Origin of the sequence: Sphingomonas sp. S-NIH.Pt3_0716 (assembly GCF_003950715.1) — a bacterium.
Taxonomy (GTDB): domain Bacteria; phylum Pseudomonadota; class Alphaproteobacteria; order Sphingomonadales; family Sphingomonadaceae; genus Sphingobium; species Sphingobium yanoikuyae_A.
In genome coordinates, this window is the sequence record NZ_QLJK01000014.1 from 1 (window position 1) to 19,894 (window position 19,894).

Consider the following 19,894-nt stretch of genomic DNA (forward strand, 5'->3'; position numbering starts at 1 on the left):
GCCAGCCTCATCGAAACATGCAAACTGGGCGGTATCAACCCGCAGGCCTACCTCGCCGATGTCCTCGCACGCATCGTCCTGTGCGGCGACACAGATCCCATCGATGATCTGCTCCCCTACAACTGGGGAGATAGTCGCGTCACCGCCAGCCCCGTCATCGATCAGGCCGCCTGAGCGCTCCCCTGTGGGAGTGTTTTAGCGCTTACGATCGGCTGGCGGTAGGGCGATCCAGAAAATTCCGTTTGTTTCGAGCGTGTCGAGAAACCTTGGCTCAGCGCTACCCGCTTCTCGACTTCGCTCGAAGTGAACGGGGTGGGGGAGGGGCCTGCTACAGAATTGGGCGCGTGCTGAATGGATCCCGGATCAAGTCCGGGATGACGGCAGTTTTTGGGGCTGGCGTGGGGTCAGGTTCCCTCCACCCACAGCACCGCGCCCTCGGCACCCGTCACGCGGACCCGCGCGCCCGCTTCGCTGTCCGGGCCGCGGGCGGTCCAGACGCTGTCGCCGACCTTGACCCGGCCTTCGCCGCCGCGGATCGGCTCTATGACTGTCACCAGTTCGCCGATCAGGCGGGCGGTGCGGTCGTTGAGATTGGGGTCGGTCGAGGGCACCGGATTGTCCACATACCAGCGTCGCCCGGCCCAGACCGAGATGACGCAGAGCGCGGCGAAGATCAGCAGTTGGAGCGGAATGCCGATCGGCAGCGCCAGCGCGGCGAGGCCGGTGATGGCGGCGGCGATCGCAATCCAGATCAGGAAGACGCCGGGGATCAGCACCTCCGCAATGGCCAGCAGCGCGGCGAAGACCAGCCAGGCCCAATGATCCTGGAGCATGCTGAGCCAGTCGTTCATGGGGTGGTCCTGTGGTTGGTGGGGTGGGGTGTTTTTGCGTCGTTTCGGTGGCGGTGGGGCGCTATCGCTCCGGCGTCGTGGATAGCGGAGAGTGTGGGAGATGGGTTCCCGCTTTCGCGGGAATGACGGGGGTGGGTGGGGCCAAACACAATCCGTTCGGGCTGAGCTTGTCGAAGCCCTCGCCTGAGTGGAGCGAAGGCCTCACTTCGTTCGGCTGAGCCCCCTTCGACTGCCCGCCTGCGGCAGGCGCTCAGGACAGGCTTCGACAGGCTCAGGGCGAACGGTTTTAGGAGGATGCGTTGCGCTGCGGGCTTCTCGACTTCGCTCGAAGCGAACGGAAGGTGGAGGACTGGGCCGCTCAAATTGGACCGGTTGCGCAGGGGCGTCATGGCCACCCCCGTCAACCCTGCGCTTGGCCGAACGGGCCTCGGCGCGGCGCGGCGGGTGGCGGGGGAGGGGTGGGGGTGTCGCCCAGCGCTTCCTTGGCGAGCTGGCCGATGCCGCCGAGCGTGCCGATGAGTTGGGTCGCCTCGACCGGGAAGAGGATGGTCTTGGCATTGGGCGAGGTGGCGAATTGTTGCACCGCGTCGGTATATTTCTGGGCGATGAAGTAATTGAGCGCCTGCGGATTGCCGGCCGCGATCGCGTCCGACACCATCTGGGTCGCCTTGGCTTCGGCTTCCGCCTCGCGCTCGCGCGCCTCGGCATCGCGGAAGGCGGCTTCGCGGCGGCCTTCGGCTTCCAGGATCTGCGACTGTTTCTGACCCTCGGCGCGCAGGATCTCGCTGCTTTTCAGGCCCTCGGCCTCCAATATGTTGGCGCGCTTCTCGCGCTCCGCCTTCATCTGCCGGCCCATGGCGTTGACGATGTCGGCGGGCGGGCGGATGTCCTTCAGCTCGACGCGGGTGATCTTGATGCCCCAGGCGTTGGTGGCGTGATCCACCACGGAGAGGAGGCGGGCGTTGATCTCGTCGCGCTTCGACAGGGTTTCGTCGAGGTCCATCGAGCCCATCACGGTGCGCAAATTGGTGGTGGCGAGCTGCATGATGGCGACATAGAGTTCGGACACTTCATAGGCGGCCTTGGCGGCGTCGAGCACCTGGAAGAAGACCACGCCGTCGACCGACACCATGGCATTATCCTTGGTGATGATTTCCTGCCCCGGAATGTCGACGACCTGCTCCATCATGTTGATCTTGCGACCGACGGCGTAGAAGAAGGCGGGGTAGAAATTGAGGCCGGGCTTCGCCACCTCGGTAAAGCGGCCGAAACGCTCGATGGTATATTGATAGCCCTGCCGCACCACCTTGACGCTGACCGCCAGGTAGAAGAGCACCAGAAACGTGACCGTGAGTGCGAAGGTCGTCACCATATGTCCTCCCCAGAGAAGGGGATCACTATGGCGGCTATTCGTTAACGGGAAAAGGCAAAGTGATGGAGAGACATAAGATGCAGTTGCGCCACGCCCGATCCCTGCTGTTCCTGCCCGCGTCCAATCCGCGCGCGGTGGCCAAGGCGCGCACACTGGCGTGCGACATGGTGATATTGGACCTGGAGGATGCGGTGCCCGACGCGGACAAGGCGGCAGCGCTGGACGCGGCGGTGGAGGCCGTGGGCGAGGGCTTTGGCGGGCGGCTGATGGCGGTGCGGATCAATGTCGAGGGGATGCCGTCGCACGGGCCAGAGATGGTGGCATTGAAGCGCACCGCGGTTGACTATGTGGTGCTGCCCAAGGTCGAGAATGCCAAGCAGGTGAAGGATGTCTATTCCGTCGCGCAGAAGCCGGTGATCGCGATGATCGAGAGCGCCAAGGGCGTGCTGGCGGCGCCGGGAATCGCGGCGGGCGAGGGTTGCGCGGCGCTGTTCGTGGGCACCAATGATTTGCGCAAGGATCTGGCCATTCCGCCCTCGGCCGGGCGGGCGGGACTGGCCCATGTGCTGCAGAGCGTGGTGCTGGCGGCGCGGGCGGCGGGCATCGCGGTGTTCGACGGCGTGTTCAACCGGCTGGACGACGAGGCGGGGCTGGAGGCGGAATGCGCCGAGGGCCATGGCTTCGGCTTTGACGGCAAGACGCTGATTCACCCCGGACAGGTGCCGGTGGCGAACCAGGCGTTCGGCCCGGATGCGCAGGCGGTGGCGGATGCGCGCCGGCTGATCGAGGCGGCGACCGGCGGGGCCGAGCGCTTCGAAGGGCGGATGATCGAGGCGATGCATGTCGAGGAGGCGCGGGCGCTGGTGGCGCGGGCGGAGGCGGTCGGGCAATAGCGAAAGGCGACAAGGCATGGCGGTGCGGTTCGACAAGGTTGCGATCATCGGGACCGGCCATGTCGGCGCCACGGCCGCCTATGCGATGATGCTGCGCGGGCTGTTCACGCAGATATTGCTGATCGATGCGGACGGGCCGCGCGCGCAGGCCGAGGCGCTGGACATTGCCGACGCCAATGCGCTGGCGCGGCCGGCCCATGTCCTGCGCGGCGACTATCGGGATGCGGGCGACGCGGCGATCCTGGTCATCACGGCGGGCGCGACCACCCATGGCGAGGAAAGCCGGCTGTCGGTCGCCGGACGCAGCGCCGCCATCGTGGCGGACTGTGCGCGGCGTGTGGTGGAAGCAGGCTTTGGCGGGGTGATGATCGTCGCGTCCAACCCGGTCGACGCGATGGCGCAGGTGGCGCAGCGCGCGTCGGGCCTGCCGGCGGGGCAGGTGATCGGCACCGGGACACTGCTCGACAGTGCGCGCTTTCGCCGGCGGCTGGCCGACCGGCTGGGGGTGGCGCCGGTGTCGGTCGAGGGGCAGGTGCTGGGCGAGCATGGCGACAGCGAGGTGGCGGTCTTTTCGGGCGTGCGGATCGGCGGGGTGACGCTGGACCAGTTTCGCGGCGGCGCGGTGCTGGACCGGGCGGAACTGGCGCATGAGACGATGCGGGCGGGCTATGCGATCAACTATGGCAAGGGCCATACAAGCTATGGCGTGGCGACGGCGATCGTGCGGCTGTGCGAGGCGGTGCGGCGCGACGAGCAGGTGGTGCTGCCGGTGTCGACCCTGGCCCATGGCGAATGCGGCGTGGCGGGCGTCTATCTGAGCCTGCCCTGCGTGATCGGGGCGCTGGGGGTGAGCCGGGTGCTGGCGCCGGATCTGGATGCGGAGGAACGGGCGGCGCTGCAGGCGTCGGCGACGGTGCTGCAGGGCATCATGGACGGGCTGGAATCCCATTGAAAATCCCCGGCGATCATCCCTCCGGCAGGTCCACCCTGGGCAGCAGTTCCGCCTCCAGCGCGGGATAGAGGTGGGAGACGCTGCGTTGCAGTTCGTATCGGGCGGCGGCGATGGTGGCGAAGCGGTCGGGGATGGGGAGGGTGCCGGCCTCCACCATGTCGAGGCCGGACTGCACGGCGGTGCGCAGCATCGCATCGAGCCAGTCGAGCCAGTCGCGGGTCTGGGCGATGGCGCGGGTGCCGGCGGGATCGAACGGGCCATGGCCGGGGATCGCCGCCTTGTGCGGCAATCTGGCGAGCGCATCCAGGCTTTCGCGCCAGCGGGCGAGGTTCGCGGTCGGGGTGCTGGGCGCGCGGTCGAGGAAGAGCAGATCGCCTGCGACCAGCGTGCCGGTGCGTTCGTCCAATAAGGCGAGATCGGCATTGCTGTGGCCGGCGAGCGGCAGCAGTTGCAGGCGGCGGCCGCCGAAATCCTCCGCCGGCTGGTCGATCCGCCGGCCCGGCAGGGCGAGGTCGGTGCCGCGCATCCAGTCGCCCAGCAGGCGATAGAGCGCATCGGAAAAACCGCGCCCGTCCCATTCCATGTCGGCGATGGTGCCGGGCAGGGCGGCGACGATGGCGGGTTCGAAAGCGGCGATGCCCATGCCATGGTCGGGATGGAGATGGGTGACATAGACCCGCACGACCGGCTGGCCGGTCAGCGTCTCCGCCATTTTCCTGAGCATATGGCCATAGCGGATCGACGGGCCGGCATCGACCAGCAGCGTGCCGGCCGGGGTGGCGATGATCACGATATTGGCGATCGCGCCGCCATTGGCGAAGAGCATCGGTTCGTCGGCGCCATGGATCATCCACAGGCCATCGGCGACCGGCTGCGGATCGATGCGATACTCGTCCGTCGCGGCGCCGGTCAGCAGGGGGAGGGCGCCGGTCATGCCGGCCAGCGCCTGTCGGCGGTTGAGCATCATCGGCCGGTCGCGCCGGTGGCAGTGGGCAGTGGGGACTGGTGGGCGACGGTCACCTTGGCGAGATAGGCGCGGCCATTGGTGTCGCGCGCAGCGATGGAGAGCGTGTCGCCGGGATGGGCGCGGGGCATCAGGGTGATGGCGGGGTCTTCCGCCACGGCGGCCCATATCTCCATCTCGCCGAGCAGCCCGCCGTCAGGGCCGGTCACGCGCATCTGTTCGATATGATAGGTCGGGATATTGGCGACGAAGCCGGTGTCCATCGGATGGCGGAAGGTGACGCGCAGCCGACTGGCGCCGTCGGCCATCGGCCAGGCTTCGCCGTGCATTTCGCCCAGATGCTGGGCCCAGTCGCCCTTCACCCGGCTGACCGGTGGGGCCGAGCAGCCGCCGCCCGCCGCATCGACCCAGCCGCCGCTGACCAGCCATTGGCCGTCCGCCAGTTGCACCGCGCCGCGCACCGGGGTGCGCTGGTCGAGCTTGATGCGGGTGGCGACATAGGGCTGCGCGCCGGCGGGGCGATAATCGATGGCGATCGGGATGGGATTGAGATCAGCGAGGATCAGCATGCGCCTGACTGGACCGAGGCCCGGACCGAGGCCGCGCGCGTCGAGCGCGATCGGGAAGCTGCGCTGGTTTTCCGCGATTTCGGGATAGCTGACCTTCACGCGCGGGTCGAAGCGGACCGGATCGTCGCCGAAGATGGTCTGCGCATGGGCGGTCCACATGGGCGAGTGCAGCGGATCGGCGGGATAGGGCGCGCGGGCAGGCGCGATGCCGCCGCTTGCCAGCAGGCAGGACATGGCCATGGCTGTCAGGGTCTTGCGCCTGTTCATCCTCTTCTCCCAAAGTCCATGCCTAGCGCCGGGAAAAACCGGCTACCATTGCACCTTGGGTCGTGGAGCCTGGGAGGGATGGGGATGCGGGCGAGGATGGGGCTGATGGCGGCGCTGCTGCTCGTGCCGGGGGTGACGGAGGCGCAGGAGGCGGGGCTGTTCGACGCGGCGGGCTATCGCATCGCTCATTATCGCAGTCCCGTGCATCGCCCGCCCGAGGGCGTGGGCCGGATCGCGCCGGCCGCGATCGCCGGGCTGCGGGCGGATGTCGACATGATCCTGATCGACGTGCTGCCGGCCGAGGGCGGCCATCGCGAGGCGGACGGACGCTGGCAACTGGCGCAGCCGCATGAGAGCATCCCCGGCGCCCACTGGTTTCCCGAAAGCGGGCGGGGCGCGCCGATGCCGGATATCGCCGACTGGTTCGCGCGCGGGGTTGCGCGGCTGACCGGCGGGAGGCGCGACCGGATGATCGTCACCTTCTGCCGCGCGGATTGCTGGATGGGCTGGAATGCGGCGCGGCGGCTGCGGGCAATGGGCTATCGCAATATCTGGTGGCTGGCCGAGGGGATGGACGGCTGGCGCGATCTGGGCCGAGACCTGAGGCCCGTCCAACCCGCGCGCCGATAGGACCAAAGGTCAATTGTCTGGCCCCCGTTTTTGGGCATGTTGCACGCTAACGGGGTAGTTCAAACCATTGATTTTCGGGAGAGAGTAAATGCTTCATCGTTCGGCGCTGGCGATCATCGGCGGCCTGGCCATGGCCAGTGCGATGCCGGCCGCGGCCAAGGACATCACCGTCCATATGAAGAACAAGGGCGCCGATGGCGCGATGGTGTTCGAGCCGTCCTTCGTGAAGGCGGCGCCGGGCGACGTGATCCATTTCCAGCCGACCGACCCCAGCCATAATGCCGAGACCATCTCCACCATGTTGCCGGCCGGCGCGACCCCGATGAAGGGCGCGATGAACAAGGAGGCGGTGCTGACTGTCAGCAAGCCGGGCCTCTATGGCATCAAGTGCATGCCCCATTATTCGATGGGCATGGTGGCGCTGGTGCAGGTGGGCAAGCCGACGGCGGCCGATGTGACGGCGGCCAAGGCGGTCAAGCTGCCGCCCTTCGCCGCCAAGCGGATGAATGCGGCGCTCGCCCAGGTGAAATAAGCGCGGGCCGGTCCCGCAAACAGGCAGGCCGGTCATCCACCAGGATGGCCGGCCTGTTCTCTGTCATTCGTAGCGCAGCGCGTGGATCGGGTTGGTGCGCGCGACGCGGAAGCTGTGCGCGCCGATGGTCAGGATCGCGATCAGCAGCGCCAATCCGCCCGCCAGCAGGAAGGGCAGGGGCGTCAGCGCGATGCGGGAGTCAAAGCCATTGAGCCAGTCCCGCATCACCCACCAGGCGACCGGCCAGGCGATGAGGTTGGCGATCAGCACCGGGCGGGTGAACTGCCAGACCAGCAGTTGCACGATCTTGCCCGTGCTGGCGCCCAGCACCTTGCGGATGCCGATTTCCTTGGTCCGGCGCTGCGCGGTGAAGGCGGACAGGCCGAACAGGCCAAGGCAGCCGACGATCACCGCCAGCAGGGCGAAGGCGGCGAAGGCCTGGGCCCGTGCTTCTTCGGCATGATAGACTTCGCGCACGATATCGTCGCTGAAGCGCGCGCTGAAGGGCACTTCGGGAGCGAGCCGCTTCCACACGCTTTCGATCCGCGCCAGCACCGTCGCCGGATTGCCATGATAGCGGATCAGCATTTCGTTATGATTGTCGCGATCGAAGAGGAAGAAGATCGGGTCCATCGGGTCGCGGATCGAGCGGAAGCGCGAATCCTGGACGACGCCGATGATGGTGATGGGCACGCTGCCGCCAAATTCGTCGCGCACCAGGCCGCCGCGCACCTGCTTGCCGATCGCGTCCTGCGGTGAGGCAAAGCCCAGCCGCTTGACCGCCAGTTCGTTGACCACGGTATTGGCGCCGCGCGCGGCAAAGGCCCGCTCGGCCTCCGGAACCTCCGGGAAGGGACGGGTGATGTCGTCGATCGGCCGGTTGATGTCGAAGCTCCGCCCGGCAAGCAGCTTGATGCCCATCGTGTCGAAGAATTTGGTGTCGACCTGATAGATGCCCATGCTGATCGGCTCTTCACGGCCGGGCACGAGGATACCGCTATTGGTGTTGTTGGTGGTGCTGATGCCGATATTGGTGCGGCCGACCGAGGTCACGCCGTCGACCTTCTCGATTTCCCGCACCATCGTGTCGAGCACCGGATCAAGCTGGCGGCGGCTGATGCCGGAAATCTGGATCAGCCCCTCGCGCTTGTAGCCGGGATCGGAATTGCGGGCGTAGAGGGTCTGGGCATAGACCACCGCCGTGCAGATGATGAGGCCGATCGACACGGCGAACTGGGCGACGACCAGCGCACTGCGCAACCGGCCCGATCCTTCCGCATCGGCGGCCGACTTGTTGGCCTTGAGCACGCGGGCGGGCTGGAAGCGGGACAGGTAGAAGGCGGGATAGGCGCCGCCGGCCACGCCGACCAGCAGCACCAGGCCGATGATCGGCAGGATGAGGCCGCCGCTGCCGAAATAATGGAGGCTGAGGTCCGCGTCGAGGAAGCGGCTGACCAGCGGCAGCAGCAATTCGGTCAGCGCCAGCGCGACCAGCATCGCCACCGCCGAGACCAGGATGGATTCGCCGATGAATTGCAGCACCAGCTGGCGGCGATTGGCGCCCAGCACCTTGCGCAGGGCAACTTCCCGCGCGCGCTGGCTGGCGCGGGCGGTGGCGAGATTGACGAAATTGACGCAGGCCATGCCCAGGATGAGCAGGGCGACGATGGCGAAGGTGATGATCGAGCCGCGATCATTGCCCGGCGTCATCGACCCGTTCTGAGCCCGACCAAGATGGACGTCGCGGACATTGACGAGGGCGAAGTTCATGTCGTCGCCCTGGTTGAAGCGGCGGCCGCCGAAAAACTGGTCGGGGATGTTGCGCTTTTCCCATTGCGGCAGCTGGGCATTGATTGCCTTGACGTCGGCGCCGGGCTTCAGCCGGACATAGATCCAGCCCGACTGCCAGCCATATTGGCTGAGGAAATCGGGCGTCTGCGCCCAGTAGCTGGGCGGATCATAGCGGGCGAGCATGGTGAGCTTGAGGTGCGAGGCCTTGGGCAGATTCTTGAGCACGCCATTGACGCGATAGTCGGTCGAGATGCCGCGCGAGATGAGCGTCAGCGTCTGGCCCATCGGGTCTTCGCTGCCGAAGCGGCGCTTCGCCTCGCTGTCGGTCAGCACCATGTCGCCGGGCTTGGCCAGCGCGGTGCGCGGATCGCCCTTCACCAGCGGCAGGTCGAGCACGTCGAACACCGGGCCGTCGACGAATTTCATGTCGTCCACTTCGGTCGCGACGCCGTTGCGCAGCACGACTGGCCCCGCCGAAAGCAGATGGACGGCCGCGGCGATCTGCGGAAAATCCTTCCGCAGCGCCGCCTGCGCGACATAGGGCGCCATCTGGAGATTGTTTTCGCGGCCGCCATGCGGATCGGTATAATAGGTCTGGAACTGGAAGGTCCGGTCCGCCTGCGGCATCCAGGCGTCGAAGGTCAGTTCATTGCGGACGAACAGCAGGATGATGAGGCAGGCCGCCATGCCGGTCGCCAGCCCCAATATGTTGATCGCCGCATAGGTGCGGCTCTTGAGCAGCGACCGTAGGCCGACCGTCAGATAATTGCGCCACATGGGAAGTCTCTCCGTCTTGGGCTGTCAGGCGGCGCGGCGCCGTTCCTGCAGGATGCGGCCGTCCAGCATGTGGACGACGCGGCTGGCATAATCGGCATGGGCGGGCGAATGGGTGACCATGACGATGGTCGATCCTTCGGCGTTGAGCGTCTGGAGCATCTTCATCACTTCCTCGCCATGGCTGGTGTCGAGGTTGCCGGTCGGTTCGTCGGCCAGGATCAGGCGCGGTTCGGACACCAGCGCGCGGGCGACGGCAACGCGCTGCTGCTGGCCACCCGACAGCTGGCTGGGCCGGTGGCGGGCACGATGGGCGATGCCGACCCGGTCCATCACCGCCTCGACCTTCGCCTTGCGCTCGGCCGCGGGCATGGCGTGATAGAGCAGGGCGAGTTCGATATTCTCGGCCACGCTCAGCTCGTCGATCAGGTTGAAGCTCTGGAAGATGAAGCCCAGATGCGTCTTGCGGATGCCCGCCAGCCTGGGCTCGGGCAGGCCCGCAATCTCGGTGTCGCCAAAGCGGTAGGAGCCGCTCGACGGGCTGTCGAGCATGCCGATCATGTTCAGCAGGGTCGACTTGCCGCAGCCCGACGGGCCCATGATCGCGACAAATTCGCCCTGGAAGATGTCGAGGTCGATCGCGTCGAGCGCGGTGGTTTCGACCATGTCGGTGCGATAGACGCGGCTGAGTTCACGCAGGCTGAGCAACGCTTGGGTCATGTCTTTGCCTTTCACTTCTTTTCGAGGACCAGCCGATCCTTGTCGGCAAACCCGGTATAGGGGGATGTGAGCACCTGCTCGCCGGGCTCCAGCCCGTCGAGGATCTCGATATAGTCGGCGTTGCGCCGGCCCAGGCGCACGGCGCGCTTCACCGCCTCCCCGCCGTCGGGCGTCACCACGAACACCCAGGCACCGCCGGTGTCATTGTAGAAGCTGCCATTGGGGATGAGGCGCGCGCGCACCGGATCGCCCAAGGTCAGCTTGGCCTGGAGCGTCTGGCCGCGCTGGATCTGGGGCGGTTCGCCGTCGAGGAATTGCAGGTCGATCTCGAACTGGCCGTTGCGCACGGTCGGATAGATTTTCGCGACCTTCATCCGATAGCTCTTGCCGTTCCAGTCGACCGTCGCGGTCTGGCCAAGCTGGACACGGGGCAGGTAGAATTCGTCGATCCCGGCGACCAGCTTGTTGCGGCCGGGGCTGTCGATCTGGCCCAGCCGTTCGCCGCGCGCCATCGACTGGCCCACCTGGATCGAGAAGGCGGAGACGGTGCCGGCGACCGGCGCGCGCAGGTTCAGTGCCTCCAGGCTGGCGCGGGCGACGCCCAGGCTGGACTGGAGGGTTTCGGCCGAGGTGCGCAACTGGGCGAGCTGGCTGGTCTGGAGCCGCTCGTCAGTCTGCTGGGTGCGGGCGAGGACGGCCCGGCGATCGCGCTGGTAGCTGAGGTCGTCGCGCGTGTCGGCAAAGGTCCGGCCGGCGACGAAGCCGCGCGCGGCCAGCGGCGCTTCCCGCTCATATTGGCGCTGCGCCTTCTTGAGGTCGAGATCGGCCTCCAGCATGGCGCGGTTGTTGGTGAGCCGGTTCTGCGACAGCGCCAGTTCCTGGCTGCGCATGGAATTGAGCTGCTGCGTCACTTCGGTCTGGCGGGCGAGGACGGACAGTTGCAGTTCGGCGTTGGACAGGCGGGCGAGCAACTGGCCCTTCTGGACGGTGGCGCCATCCTCGACCAGCACCTCCTCGACCCGGCCGCCCTCGATCGCGTCGAGATAGACGGTGATGAGCGGGGTGACGCGGGCGCGCAGCGGCAGGAAATCGTCGAACCGGCCCTGGCTGACGGTGGAGACGACGATGCGGTCGGCCGGCAGGGTCTGGCTGTTGCTGCGGGGCATATAATACCAGGCGGTGCCGATCAGCGCGATCGCGCCGGCGGCGCCCAGTGCGACCTTGGCGCGCAGCGGCAGCGTCTTGCGCGCCACCACCCGGTCCATCGCGCCGCCGCTGGTGGGCGCGGCGGCCCGCGGCGTTTCGCTGGGGATGCTGACGACGCTCATGCGAGGCGGCTCCACTGTCCGATTCCGAACATTGCTTGTCCGATAGCGAACATCAGGCGAGGAAGGGCTTGCAGCCGGTGCCGGCGCGGGCGGGGCAGCGGAGATGCCCGGCCTCGGCCGTCATCTGGCGCGGCGCTTCGCAGCCGAATGGCCGGGAAGCGGCCTGCGGCGCGGCCATCACCAGCAGGGTGGCGGCGATGCCGAGCAGGATCGAAAGCGGTTTTGACAGCGAGGAGCCGGGCCGGCGATACATTGTCAGTCTCCATCTGGACTTGGGGCACATGCCCTTTGCCGGATGCTTCGCAAGCGGCGTGCCAGTTGCCTTTTTGCGAGCATATGCGGGACGGGATCCGGGCCGTGACGGGTCTGGCACGGATATTGATTGCACGGTTCCGGACAGGCGCTGTACGGGAGCGAACGGATGACAGAGGGGCGGATGACACAGGAGAAGCCATTCGAGCTGTGCGTCGTCATCGATGATGATGACGACATATTGCTGGCCGCGCGCCTGTTGCTGCGCGCGATCTTTGGCGAGGTGCTGACCTTTCGCGACCCGGAATCCGCCTTTGCCGCGACCGCCGGCCTGACCCCCGAAGCAATCCTGCTCGACGCCAATTTCTCGCGCGGGGCGACCAATGCGGCGGAAGGGTTCGAATGGCTGGGCCGTTTCCTGGCGCGCGATCCGCAGGCGGTGATCGTGATGATTACCGCCCATGCCGGGGTGCAGGTCGCGATCGAGGCGATGAAGCGCGGTGCGACCGATTTCGTGACCAAGCCCTGGTCGAACGAGCGGCTGCTGGCGACGGTGCGCACGGCTGCGGCGCTGCGCGCGTCGCGCAAGGCGGTGGCGCAGAAGGACAAGGTGGCGATGATCGCGGCGGCGCCGGCCGGGGAGACGCCGTTGCTCGGCACGTCACCGGCGATGGCGCGGGTGCAGCAACTGATCGACCGTGCCGCGCCGACCGACGCCAATGTGCTGATCCTGGGCGAGAATGGCACGGGCAAGGAACTGGTCGCGCGCGAACTGCATCGCCGATCGCGCCGGGCCGAGCGGATCATGCTGCCGGTCGACCTGGGTGCGGTGGCCGAAAGCGTGATCGATTCCGAATTATTCGGGCATGTGAAAGGGGCCTTCACCGATGCGCGGGCCGACCGGATCGGGCGGTTGCAGGCGGCCGATGGCGGCACATTGTTCCTGGACGAGATCGGCAATCTGCCGCTGCATCTGCAGCCCAAGCTGCTGACCGCGCTGGAACAGCGCAAGGTGACGCCGGTGGGCGCCAACAAGCCGGTGCCGGTGGACATCAGGGTGATCGCCGCGACGAACCTGAGCGCCGGGCAGATCGCGGACGAGGGGCGGTTCCGACAGGATCTGCTGTTCCGCCTGAATACGGTCGAGATAGTGTTGCCGCCGCTGCGCGAGCGGCGCGAGGATATTCCCGCGCTGGTCGCCCATTATCATGCGCTCTATGCCCGCAAATATGCCCGGCCGGTGCATCCGATCGCGCCCGAGCTGATGGCGGCGCTGGTCGCCTATGACTGGCCCGGCAATGTCCGCGCGCTGCGCCATGCGATCGAGCGGGCGGTGATCCTGGCCGGGGACGCACCCTTTGGCATCGAGGATATCCCGCTGCGCAGCCATGGCAGTCCCGAGCCGGTCCGGATCGACCGGGCCGCCGTGGTGGAGGCGCCGCCACCACCGGACGACATGAATCTGGAACGGGTCGAGCGCCGGCTGGTCGAGACCGCGTTGATGAAGCATGGCTATAATATCTCCAGCGCCGCCGCCGAACTGGGCCTGACCCGCGCCTCCCTCTATCGCCGCATGGAAAAACATGGGCTTTGATCGACGCTTCTCGATCGGCCTGGCGCTGCGGCTCGTCATGGCGATGGCGTGCCTGGTGGCGCTCGCCTGGGCGCTGATGACGCCGGACCTTGGCGCCGTGCGCATCCTGTGCGCGATCGGCGCGGCGGTCAGTGCGATGGCGCTATGGCATCATGTGCGCCGCGCCAATTTCGAACTGGCCCGCTTCGTCGAGGCGATCGAGTTTGGCGACCTGCAGGCGCGCTTTGCCCGGCCGGGGTCGGACAGCGGCTTCGACCAGTTGGGCGCGGCGCTCGATCGCGGTATCCGAAAGCTGCGCGACGATCGGGTGCGCTTGCAGGAGGCATCGCGCTTCTATGAGGCGCTGGCCGATGATGCGCCCGCCGCGCTGCTGACGATCGCGCCCGATGGCCGCATCGAGCCGGTGAACAAGGCGGCGCGCAAGCTGTTCAACCGCCATGCCGGGGTGCGGCCGGACGATTATGCCCCCTATGGCGGCCATTTCGCCGCGACGCTGACCGCGCTGGAGCCGGGGCGCAGTCAGACCATGTTGATCGAGACCGATATCGGGCCGCAGCGCGTGCTGATCCGCTGCGCCAGCCTGACCCGGCTGGGCGGGGCGACGCGGGTGATTGCGGTGCAGGTGATCCAGCAGGCCCTGAACGCGGTCGAGGTAGCGGCGCAGAGCGACCTTATCCGCGTGCTGACGCATGAGATCATGAATTCGATGACGCCGGTGACCTCGCTCGCCCGCACCGCGTCGGACCTGATGGCGCAGGCGGACGATGGCGGCGATCCGCTGATCGCCGATGCCCGTGCTGCCGTCGATACGCTGGCCCGGCGCGCCGACGGGGTGATGCATTTCGTCGAAACCTATCGCACCATCACGCGCCCGCCGCTGGTTGACCGCCGCCTGTTCGCGGCGCGGCCCTTTGCCGATGAGCTGGCCAAGCTGTTTGCGGCCGATGCCGATCGCGCGAGCGTGCATCTGGATGTGCGGGTCAGCCCGGCCGACCATCGCATCGATGCCGATCCCGACCTGTTGGCGCAGGTGGTCATCAACCTGTTGCGCAATGCGGCGGATGCGGCCGAATGCCATCGCGACCGGCCGGAAGTGTCGCTGAGCATCGCCGCGATCAGCGCCGGGCGCACCCGGATCGAGGTGGCAGACAATGGCCCCGGCGTGCCCGAGGCGCTGCGCCACGACATTTTCCTGCCCTTCTTCACCACCAAGAAGACCGGCAGCGGGATCGGCCTGAGCCTCGGTCGGCAGGTGCTGCTGGCGCATGACGGCACGATCGAGATCGACAGCGCGCCGTCGGGCGGCGCGCTGTTCCGGCTGACGCTATAGCGCGGTGGCCGGCCCCGGTCAGGGGCAGGGGTCGGGCAGGTCGCGATGCACCGCCTCGATCGCGGCGATGGCGTCGGCGCTGAGCGTCAGGTTGACGCTGTCGATGTCGGCCCTGAGCTGGTCCAGCGATGTCGCGCCGATGATCGTCGCAGTGACGAACGGGCGGCTGTTGACATAGGCGAGCGCGAGCTGGGCGGGATCAAGGCCATGGGCATGGGCGATCGCGACATAGCGGGCGGCGGCCGGCGCCTGGCCGGGCAGGTCGTAGCGGACGAACTGGCGCGCGACGTCGCGGCGGGTGCCGGGCGCGATCACCCCGCCCAGATATTTGCCGGTCAGATTGCCGCCGGCGAGCGGCGAATAGGCGAGCAGGCCGACATCTTCACGCAGGGCAAATTCGGACAGGCCGATTTCGAACACGCGGTTGAGCAGATTATAGGCGTTCTGGATCGACGCGATGCGGGGCAGGCCCTGGTCCCGCGCCAGGCGCAGATATTCGCTGACGCCCCAGGGCGTTTCGTTCGACACGCCGACATGGCGGATCTTGCCCGCCTTCACCAGATCGGCAAGGGCATCGAGCGTTTCCTCGATCGGCACGGTGTCGGGCCGGTCGGCCAGAGCGGACAGGCCGCGCACGCCGAAGGAGGGGACGGGCCGGTCGGGCCAGTGGACCTGGTAGAGATCGATATAGTCGGTCTGCAACCGGCGCAGGCTGTCGTCGATTGCCTGTTCGATGTTCCGGCGGTCCAGCCGGTCCGCCGTGCGGATGCCGCGCGAGGGATCGCGGGCGGGGCCGGCCACCTTGGTCGCCAGGATGATGTCGTCGCGCTTCTTTCGCCCGGCGATCCAGCTGCCGATATAGGCTTCGGTCAGGCCCTGGGTCTCGCGGCTGACCGGGGTGACCGGATACATTTCGGCGGTGTCGATGAAATTGACGCCCTGGCCGATCGCATAATCGAGCTGGGCGTGCGCTTCGGCTTCGCTGTTCTGCGATCCCCAGGTCATGGTGCCAAGGCAGATCAGGCTGACCCAGAGGTCGGTGCGACCGAGCGTGCGATATTCCATATGTCATGGCCCTTTCGTGGCAAGCGACTGGTTTCTAGCCGTTTGTCGGGAAATGCAAAGCCATGGCGGGATCGGTTGAGAAACTATCATTGACAGCATCCGTCCGGCCGCAGACAGGAAACAGCTCGTCCATCGGTTAACCAAAGGCTCATCGGATCGCCCTAGGTTGCGACTCCTTCCCTGTTGGTGCGTTGATCGAGCATGTCTGACCTGTCTGATCTCATCCTGGACATGATTACCCGCTATGGCTGGTGGAGCGGGCCGATCATCGGCGTGCTGGCCTTTTTCGAGTCGCTGGTGGTGATCGGGCTGTTCGTGCCGGCGATCGCCACGATGATCGCGGTCGGCGGGCTGATCGGGGCGGGGCTGGTCGATCCGGCGCCGGTGTTCGCCTGCGCCGTGTTCGGCGCGATCCTGGGCGACTGGGTATCCTATACGCTGGGGCGGTCGGTCGGGCCGGCCATCTATCGCCATCGCTGGCTGCGCGGGCATCGGCTGGCCTTTGCGCGGGCGCGGCTCTTCTTTCGCCGCTATGGCTTCATCTCGGTGCTGCTCGGCCGCTTCCTGGGACCGGTCCGTTCGACCGTGCCGGTGGTCGCGGGCGTGGTGAAGATGCCGCATGGCCCGTTCCAGATCGCCAATATCCTGTCCGCCCTGCTGTGGGTGCCGGCGCTGCTGCTGCCCGGCTATCTGGCCGGCGGCCGGCTGACCCATTTCGATTTCGAGGCGGAGCATTTCGCCATGATGGCGCTGGGCCTGTGCCTGGTGCCGCTGCTGCTGGGATGGCTGGCGATCCGTTTCTTCAACAAGCCGCGCCAGCGGCATCGCACCATGTCCGCACAGCGCGGCTGAAAGGTTGATGACAGGCTGCTTCGCTAATCGGCGGCGGCCCAATTCACACCCAATAGGCTGTTCGCTGCGGCGGTGATGTTCTTCACGTCGTTGCCTTGCGGGACGGCGAGAGGATTTATGAACGACATCTGGACTCACATAGTCGCCGATTTTTCCAATCTCGGCTCTCCATCCGCGCTGGCCGCCTTTGGCCAGGTCGTGCTGATCGACATCATGCTGGCGGCGGACAATGCGATCGTCGTCGGCGCGCTGGCGGCCGGCCTGCCGCCGGCGTCGCGGCGCAAGGTGATCGCGATCGGCGTGATCGCCGCGCTGGTGCTGCGCATCGCCTTTGCCCTGCTGGTCACGCAGCTGATGCAGCTTGTCGGCCTGGTCTTTGCCGGCGGCCTGTTGCTGGTCTGGGTCGGCTGGAAGATGTGGCGCGAACTGCGCGCGCATGGCGAACCGGAAGATGCCGAGGATATTGCCGGAAAGGCGGCGCCGAAGGGCTTTGCCCAGGCGGCCTGGGCGGTCGCGATCGCCGACGTCAGCATGAGCCTGGACAATGTGCTGGCGGTGGCCGGCGCGGCGCGGGAGCATCCCGGCATCCTGGTGATCGGCCTTGTCCTGTCGGTGGCGCTGATGGGCGTGGCGGCGAACCTGCTGGCCCGCGTGATCGAACGCTATCGCGCGATCGCCTATTTCGGCCTTATCGTGATCCTCTATGTTGCCGGCAAGATGATCTATGAGGGGGCGATCGATCCGGCCACGGGCCTCATCACCCTGTTCTGATAAAAAGAATGGCGGGGCCGGTCAGTCGGCCCCGCTCTTCCTTCCCATGGAGGCAAAGCCGAGCGGCGCGCCGATCAGCACCAGGATGACGCGGGTCAGATGGTGGATGACGACGACGCCCGGCTCCAGCGCCAGGCTGAGCGCGACCATGCTCATTTCGGCGAGACCGCCCGGCGAATAAGCGAGCGTCAGCAGCACCGGATCGACCCCGGCAAGCGTGCCGATCCCCGCCGCCCAGGCAAAGGTGACGGCCAGCAGGATCGCCGTCGACCCAGCCGCCAGCGCCAGGATGCGCAGCAATTCCTTCAACGTCAGGCCGACGAAGCGGCAGCCCATGGTGGCGCCAAGGCCGACCTGTGCCGCGGCCAGCGCCCAGCCGGGAATGCGGAAATCGGCCAGGCCGCTCATATGCACGGCGGCGCTGACCGCCAGCGGCCCGACCAGATGCCAGGCGGGCAGGCGCAGCAGCCGGCCGATCAGCAGGCCCAGAAGCGCGCAGCCCAGCCCCCAGAAGAGCAGCGACCAGCTGGCGACATCGCCGGTCACCGGGGTGATGGCGCTGGCGGCGACCGGCGCATGGTCGAGCCGGATCAGGAAGGGCAGGATGAAGACGACGAGGAAGATACGTGCGCCATGGATCAGGCCGATGGCGCGCTCGTCGGCGCCGCGCTCCGCCCCCATCACCACCATCTCGGCAATGCCGCCGGGCATGCCGGCGAAATAGGCGGTGGCCGGATCGAACTTCGCGACCTTGCGGAAATAGGTGACGCACAGCAGCGCGGCGGTGGCGAGGAAGAAGGGCAGGGCGGCGAGCGGGATGATCCAGTCGCGCGCCTGTGGCAGAAGATGCGGGCCAAAGCTGCTGCCCAGTACCACGCCGATCACCGCCGCCATCGGGCGGCGGGTGGCGGCGGAGGCCTGAATCGGCAAACCGGCGACGCTGGCGACCGCGCAGGCCGCCATCGATCCGAGCACCCAGGGCAGTGGCGCATGGATCGACCAGAAAAGCGCGCCGCCGGCCGCCCCGACGGCAAGCGCCGCCAGGAAGCGGAGAAGCGTGTCCAATCCCCTAGGCGACAAAGGGGAAGGCCAGGGCGATCATGCCGACCAGGGTCATGACGATGCCGACCGCGGCGGCGGGCAACAGGGTGAAGCGCTGATGATCGGCCAGGTCCACGCCCGCCAGGCTGACCAGCAGATAGGTGGAGGGGACCAGCGGGCTGAGCAGATGGACCGGCTGGCCCATCAGCGAGGCGCGGGCGATCGCCATCGGTTCGACGCCATAATGGGCGCCGGCTTCGGCGAGGATCGGCAGCATGCCGAAATAGAAGGCGTCGTTGGAGATGAAGAAGGTGAAGGGCATGGAGAGCAGGGCGGTGATCGGCGCCATATAGGGGCCGAGCGCGGGCGGGATGACGCCGACGACTTCCTTGCTCATCGCCTCCACCATGCCGGTACCGCCGAGGATGCCGGTGAAGATGCCGGCGGCGAAGATCAGCGACACGACCGACAGGACATTGCCGGCATGGGCGGCGATCCGTTCCTTCTGCTGGGCGACGCCGGGATAGTTGACGATCATGGCGATGGCGAAGGCGATCATCATCAGCACCGAGAGCGGCAGCACGCCCCAGACCAGCAGGACGAGCAGCGCCACCACCAGCAGGCCGTTGAACCAGCGCAGATGCGGCCGGCGCGCTTCGGGATATTGCGAGACGCCCAGGTCCGACGGGGCGACCGACTGGCGCGCCTGCACCTTGCCCAGGCGCCGGCGTTCCTTGATCCCGAACCAGAAGGCGAGGCCGAGCAGGAAGGCGAGGCCGGCGATCATGCCGGGGATGAGCGGCAGGAACAGGGTGGCCGGGTCCAGTTTCAGCGCGCTTGCGGCGCGGGCGGTCGGCCCGCCCCACGGGGTCAGGTTCATGATCCCGCTCGTCACCATCAGCAGGCAGACGAGGTAGAGCCGGTTCATGTCGAACCTCTTGTAGAGGGGGAGCAGCGCAGCGATGGTGATGATGTAGGTGGTCGATCCGTCGCCGTCGAGGCTGACGATCGAGCAGAGCACCACCGTGCCCAAGAGGATCAGCAGCGGATCGCCATGCACGATCTTCACCAGCCGGGCGACCAGCGGGTCGAACAGGCCGGTGTCGGTCATGGTCGAGAAGAAGAGGATGGCGAACAGCAGCATGACGCCGGTCGGCGCCAGATTCTTGATGCCGTCGATCATCATGTCGCCAAGGCCGGCGGCCTGACCGGCGATCACGCCGAACAGCGAGGGGATGACGATCAGCGCGACCAGCGGGGTCATCCGCTTGGTCATGATCAGCGTCATGAAGGTGGCGACCATCAGGAAGCCGAGCAGGGCAAGATTCATCGCTGCGTCCTTGAGG

General features: G+C 67.1%; 20 protein-coding genes. 9 read left to right on the top strand and 11 right to left on the bottom strand.

Annotation, left to right across the window (positions count from 1 at the left end; all coding sequences use genetic code 11):
* A partial coding sequence (locus BRX37_RS12720; protein WP_164522454.1) for a transposase domain-containing protein occupies positions 1 to 174 on the top strand: 174 nt, incomplete at its 5' end.
* Positions 175 to 404: 230 nt separating this feature from the next.
* Here the strand turns inward: BRX37_RS12720 and BRX37_RS12725 are convergent.
* Both BRX37_RS12725 and BRX37_RS12735 read right to left on the bottom strand, forming a co-directional pair.
* Positions 405 to 851 (bottom strand): NfeD family protein, encoded by a 447-nt coding sequence (locus tag BRX37_RS12725; RefSeq protein ID WP_125987388.1) that lies wholly within the window; start codon positions 849 to 851, stop codon positions 405 to 407.
* A 400-nt stretch (positions 852 to 1,251) separates the two neighbouring features.
* Positions 1,252 to 2,223, bottom strand: a complete 972-nt coding sequence (locus tag BRX37_RS12735) for an SPFH domain-containing protein (RefSeq protein WP_125987390.1) — start codon at positions 2,221 to 2,223, stop codon at positions 1,252 to 1,254.
* 77 nt (positions 2,224 to 2,300) lie between these two features.
* Between BRX37_RS12735 and BRX37_RS12740 the strand changes: the two genes are divergently transcribed.
* Positions 2,301 to 3,116, top strand: coding sequence for an HpcH/HpaI aldolase/citrate lyase family protein (locus tag BRX37_RS12740; protein WP_125987540.1), 816 nt, complete (start codon positions 2,301 to 2,303; stop codon positions 3,114 to 3,116).
* Between the two features lie 16 nt (positions 3,117 to 3,132).
* The gene (locus BRX37_RS12745) at positions 3,133 to 4,068 is read left to right on the top strand and encodes a lactate/malate family dehydrogenase (RefSeq protein ID WP_125987392.1); all 936 of its coding nucleotides are present in this window, start codon (positions 3,133 to 3,135) and stop codon (positions 4,066 to 4,068) included.
* Positions 4,069 to 4,081: 13 nt separating this feature from the next.
* Here the strand turns inward: BRX37_RS12745 and BRX37_RS12750 are convergent, their stop codons facing one another.
* Both BRX37_RS12750 and BRX37_RS12755 read right to left on the bottom strand, forming a co-directional pair.
* The gene (locus BRX37_RS12750) at positions 4,082 to 5,035 is read right to left on the bottom strand and encodes a quinoprotein relay system zinc metallohydrolase 1 (protein ID WP_125987394.1); all 954 of its coding nucleotides are present in this window, start codon (positions 5,033 to 5,035) and stop codon (positions 4,082 to 4,084) included.
* Positions 5,032 to 5,868, bottom strand: a complete 837-nt coding sequence (locus BRX37_RS12755) for a quinoprotein dehydrogenase-associated SoxYZ-like carrier (RefSeq protein ID WP_125987396.1) — start codon at positions 5,866 to 5,868, stop codon at positions 5,032 to 5,034. Before BRX37_RS12755 ends, BRX37_RS12750 begins: the two co-directional genes overlap by 4 nt.
* Before the next feature lie 84 nt (positions 5,869 to 5,952).
* Here BRX37_RS12755 and BRX37_RS12760 point away from each other — a divergent pair, with 84 nt between their 5' ends.
* Both BRX37_RS12760 and BRX37_RS12765 read left to right on the top strand, forming a co-directional pair.
* Complete coding sequence (locus BRX37_RS12760; RefSeq protein ID WP_318276676.1) at positions 5,953 to 6,498, top strand: rhodanese-like domain-containing protein; 546 nt, start codon at positions 5,953 to 5,955, stop codon at positions 6,496 to 6,498.
* An 88-nt stretch (positions 6,499 to 6,586) separates the two neighbouring features.
* A complete protein-coding gene (locus BRX37_RS12765) occupies positions 6,587 to 7,030 on the top strand; it encodes a pseudoazurin (RefSeq protein WP_017501382.1) in 444 nt (147 codons plus the stop codon).
* A gap of 63 nt (positions 7,031 to 7,093) precedes the next feature.
* Here BRX37_RS12765 and BRX37_RS12770 read toward each other — a convergent pair whose 3' ends face one another.
* Genes BRX37_RS12770 through BRX37_RS12785 form a run of 4 tightly spaced genes read right to left on the bottom strand, consistent with a single transcriptional unit; the run spans position 7,094 to position 11,896 of the window.
* A complete protein-coding gene (locus tag BRX37_RS12770) occupies positions 7,094 to 9,598 on the bottom strand; it encodes an ABC transporter permease (protein WP_125987400.1) in 2,505 nt (834 codons plus the stop codon).
* Positions 9,599 to 9,622: 24 nt separating this feature from the next.
* Positions 9,623 to 10,315 carry an ABC transporter ATP-binding protein gene (locus tag BRX37_RS12775; protein WP_004208064.1) on the bottom strand — a complete coding sequence of 231 codons (693 nt, stop codon included), beginning with the start codon at positions 10,313 to 10,315 and terminating at the stop codon, positions 9,623 to 9,625.
* A gap of 11 nt (positions 10,316 to 10,326) precedes the next feature.
* The gene (locus tag BRX37_RS12780; RefSeq protein WP_125987402.1) at positions 10,327 to 11,643 is read right to left on the bottom strand and encodes an efflux RND transporter periplasmic adaptor subunit; all 1,317 of its coding nucleotides are present in this window, start codon (positions 11,641 to 11,643) and stop codon (positions 10,327 to 10,329) included.
* A gap of 52 nt (positions 11,644 to 11,695) precedes the next feature.
* On the bottom strand, positions 11,696 to 11,896 hold the full coding sequence (locus BRX37_RS12785; protein ID WP_125987404.1) for a hypothetical protein: 201 nt from the start codon (positions 11,894 to 11,896) through the stop codon (positions 11,696 to 11,698).
* 183 nt (positions 11,897 to 12,079) lie between these two features.
* Between BRX37_RS12785 and BRX37_RS12790 the strand changes: the two genes are divergently transcribed.
* The gene (locus BRX37_RS12790) at positions 12,080 to 13,489 is read left to right on the top strand and encodes a sigma-54-dependent transcriptional regulator (RefSeq protein WP_202600499.1); all 1,410 of its coding nucleotides are present in this window, start codon (positions 12,080 to 12,082) and stop codon (positions 13,487 to 13,489) included.
* Positions 13,479 to 14,819 carry a sensor histidine kinase gene (locus BRX37_RS12795; protein WP_125987408.1) on the top strand — a complete coding sequence of 447 codons (1,341 nt, stop codon included), beginning with the start codon at positions 13,479 to 13,481 and terminating at the stop codon, positions 14,817 to 14,819. Before BRX37_RS12790 ends, BRX37_RS12795 begins: the two co-directional genes overlap by 11 nt.
* An 18-nt stretch (positions 14,820 to 14,837) precedes the next feature.
* On the opposite strand, the gene BRX37_RS12800 is transcribed toward BRX37_RS12795, so the two are convergent.
* Complete coding sequence (locus BRX37_RS12800; protein ID WP_010335553.1) at positions 14,838 to 15,884, bottom strand: NADP(H)-dependent aldo-keto reductase; 1,047 nt, start codon at positions 15,882 to 15,884, stop codon at positions 14,838 to 14,840.
* 201 nt (positions 15,885 to 16,085) lie between these two features.
* Between BRX37_RS12800 and BRX37_RS12805 the strand changes: the two genes are divergently transcribed.
* Positions 16,086 to 16,736 carry a DedA family protein gene (locus tag BRX37_RS12805; protein ID WP_004208058.1) on the top strand — a complete coding sequence of 217 codons (651 nt, stop codon included), beginning with the start codon at positions 16,086 to 16,088 and terminating at the stop codon, positions 16,734 to 16,736.
* Between the two features lie 117 nt (positions 16,737 to 16,853).
* Complete coding sequence (locus tag BRX37_RS12810) at positions 16,854 to 17,507, top strand: YjbE family putative metal transport protein (RefSeq protein ID WP_048937702.1); 654 nt, start codon at positions 16,854 to 16,856, stop codon at positions 17,505 to 17,507.
* A gap of 21 nt (positions 17,508 to 17,528) precedes the next feature.
* Here BRX37_RS12810 and BRX37_RS12815 read toward each other — a convergent pair whose 3' ends face one another.
* On the bottom strand, positions 17,529 to 18,572 hold the full coding sequence (locus BRX37_RS12815) for an AbrB family transcriptional regulator (protein ID WP_069336181.1): 1,044 nt from the start codon (positions 18,570 to 18,572) through the stop codon (positions 17,529 to 17,531).
* A 4-nt stretch (positions 18,573 to 18,576) separates the two neighbouring features.
* Positions 18,577 to 19,878, bottom strand: coding sequence for a CitMHS family transporter (locus BRX37_RS12820; RefSeq protein ID WP_004208055.1), 1,302 nt, complete (start codon positions 19,876 to 19,878; stop codon positions 18,577 to 18,579).
* Positions 19,879 to 19,894 lie beyond the last annotated feature (16 nt).

What these genes read in the sequence shown, in the direction of transcription:
- BRX37_RS12725 (WP_125987388.1), bottom strand. Translation starts at nt 851, where the DNA reads ATGAACGACTGGCTCAGCATGCTCCAGGATCATTGGGCCTGGCTGGTC.
- BRX37_RS12735 (WP_125987390.1), bottom strand. Translation starts at nt 2,223, where the DNA reads ATGGTGACGACCTTCGCACTCACGGTCACGTTTCTGGTGCTCTTCTAC.
- BRX37_RS12740 (WP_125987540.1), top strand. Translation starts at nt 2,301, where the DNA reads ATGCAGTTGCGCCACGCCCGATCCCTGCTGTTCCTGCCCGCGTCCAAT.
- BRX37_RS12745 (WP_125987392.1), top strand. Translation starts at nt 3,133, where the DNA reads ATGGCGGTGCGGTTCGACAAGGTTGCGATCATCGGGACCGGCCATGTC.
- BRX37_RS12750 (WP_125987394.1), bottom strand. Translation starts at nt 5,035, where the DNA reads ATGATGCTCAACCGCCGACAGGCGCTGGCCGGCATGACCGGCGCCCTC.
- BRX37_RS12755 (WP_125987396.1), bottom strand. Translation starts at nt 5,868, where the DNA reads ATGAACAGGCGCAAGACCCTGACAGCCATGGCCATGTCCTGCCTGCTG.
- BRX37_RS12760 (WP_318276676.1), top strand. Translation starts at nt 5,953, where the DNA reads ATGCGGGCGAGGATGGGGCTGATGGCGGCGCTGCTGCTCGTGCCGGGG.
- BRX37_RS12765 (WP_017501382.1), top strand. Translation starts at nt 6,587, where the DNA reads ATGCTTCATCGTTCGGCGCTGGCGATCATCGGCGGCCTGGCCATGGCC.
- BRX37_RS12770 (WP_125987400.1), bottom strand. Translation starts at nt 9,598, where the DNA reads ATGTGGCGCAATTATCTGACGGTCGGCCTACGGTCGCTGCTCAAGAGC.
- BRX37_RS12775 (WP_004208064.1), bottom strand. Translation starts at nt 10,315, where the DNA reads ATGACCCAAGCGTTGCTCAGCCTGCGTGAACTCAGCCGCGTCTATCGC.
- BRX37_RS12780 (WP_125987402.1), bottom strand. Translation starts at nt 11,643, where the DNA reads ATGAGCGTCGTCAGCATCCCCAGCGAAACGCCGCGGGCCGCCGCGCCC.
- BRX37_RS12785 (WP_125987404.1), bottom strand. Translation starts at nt 11,896, where the DNA reads ATGTATCGCCGGCCCGGCTCCTCGCTGTCAAAACCGCTTTCGATCCTG.
- BRX37_RS12790 (WP_202600499.1), top strand. Translation starts at nt 12,080, where the DNA reads ATGACACAGGAGAAGCCATTCGAGCTGTGCGTCGTCATCGATGATGAT.
- BRX37_RS12795 (WP_125987408.1), top strand. Translation starts at nt 13,479, where the DNA reads ATGGGCTTTGATCGACGCTTCTCGATCGGCCTGGCGCTGCGGCTCGTC.
- BRX37_RS12800 (WP_010335553.1), bottom strand. Translation starts at nt 15,884, where the DNA reads ATGGAATATCGCACGCTCGGTCGCACCGACCTCTGGGTCAGCCTGATC.
- BRX37_RS12805 (WP_004208058.1), top strand. Translation starts at nt 16,086, where the DNA reads ATGTCTGACCTGTCTGATCTCATCCTGGACATGATTACCCGCTATGGC.
- BRX37_RS12810 (WP_048937702.1), top strand. Translation starts at nt 16,854, where the DNA reads ATGAACGACATCTGGACTCACATAGTCGCCGATTTTTCCAATCTCGGC.
- BRX37_RS12820 (WP_004208055.1), bottom strand. Translation starts at nt 19,878, where the DNA reads ATGAATCTTGCCCTGCTCGGCTTCCTGATGGTCGCCACCTTCATGACG.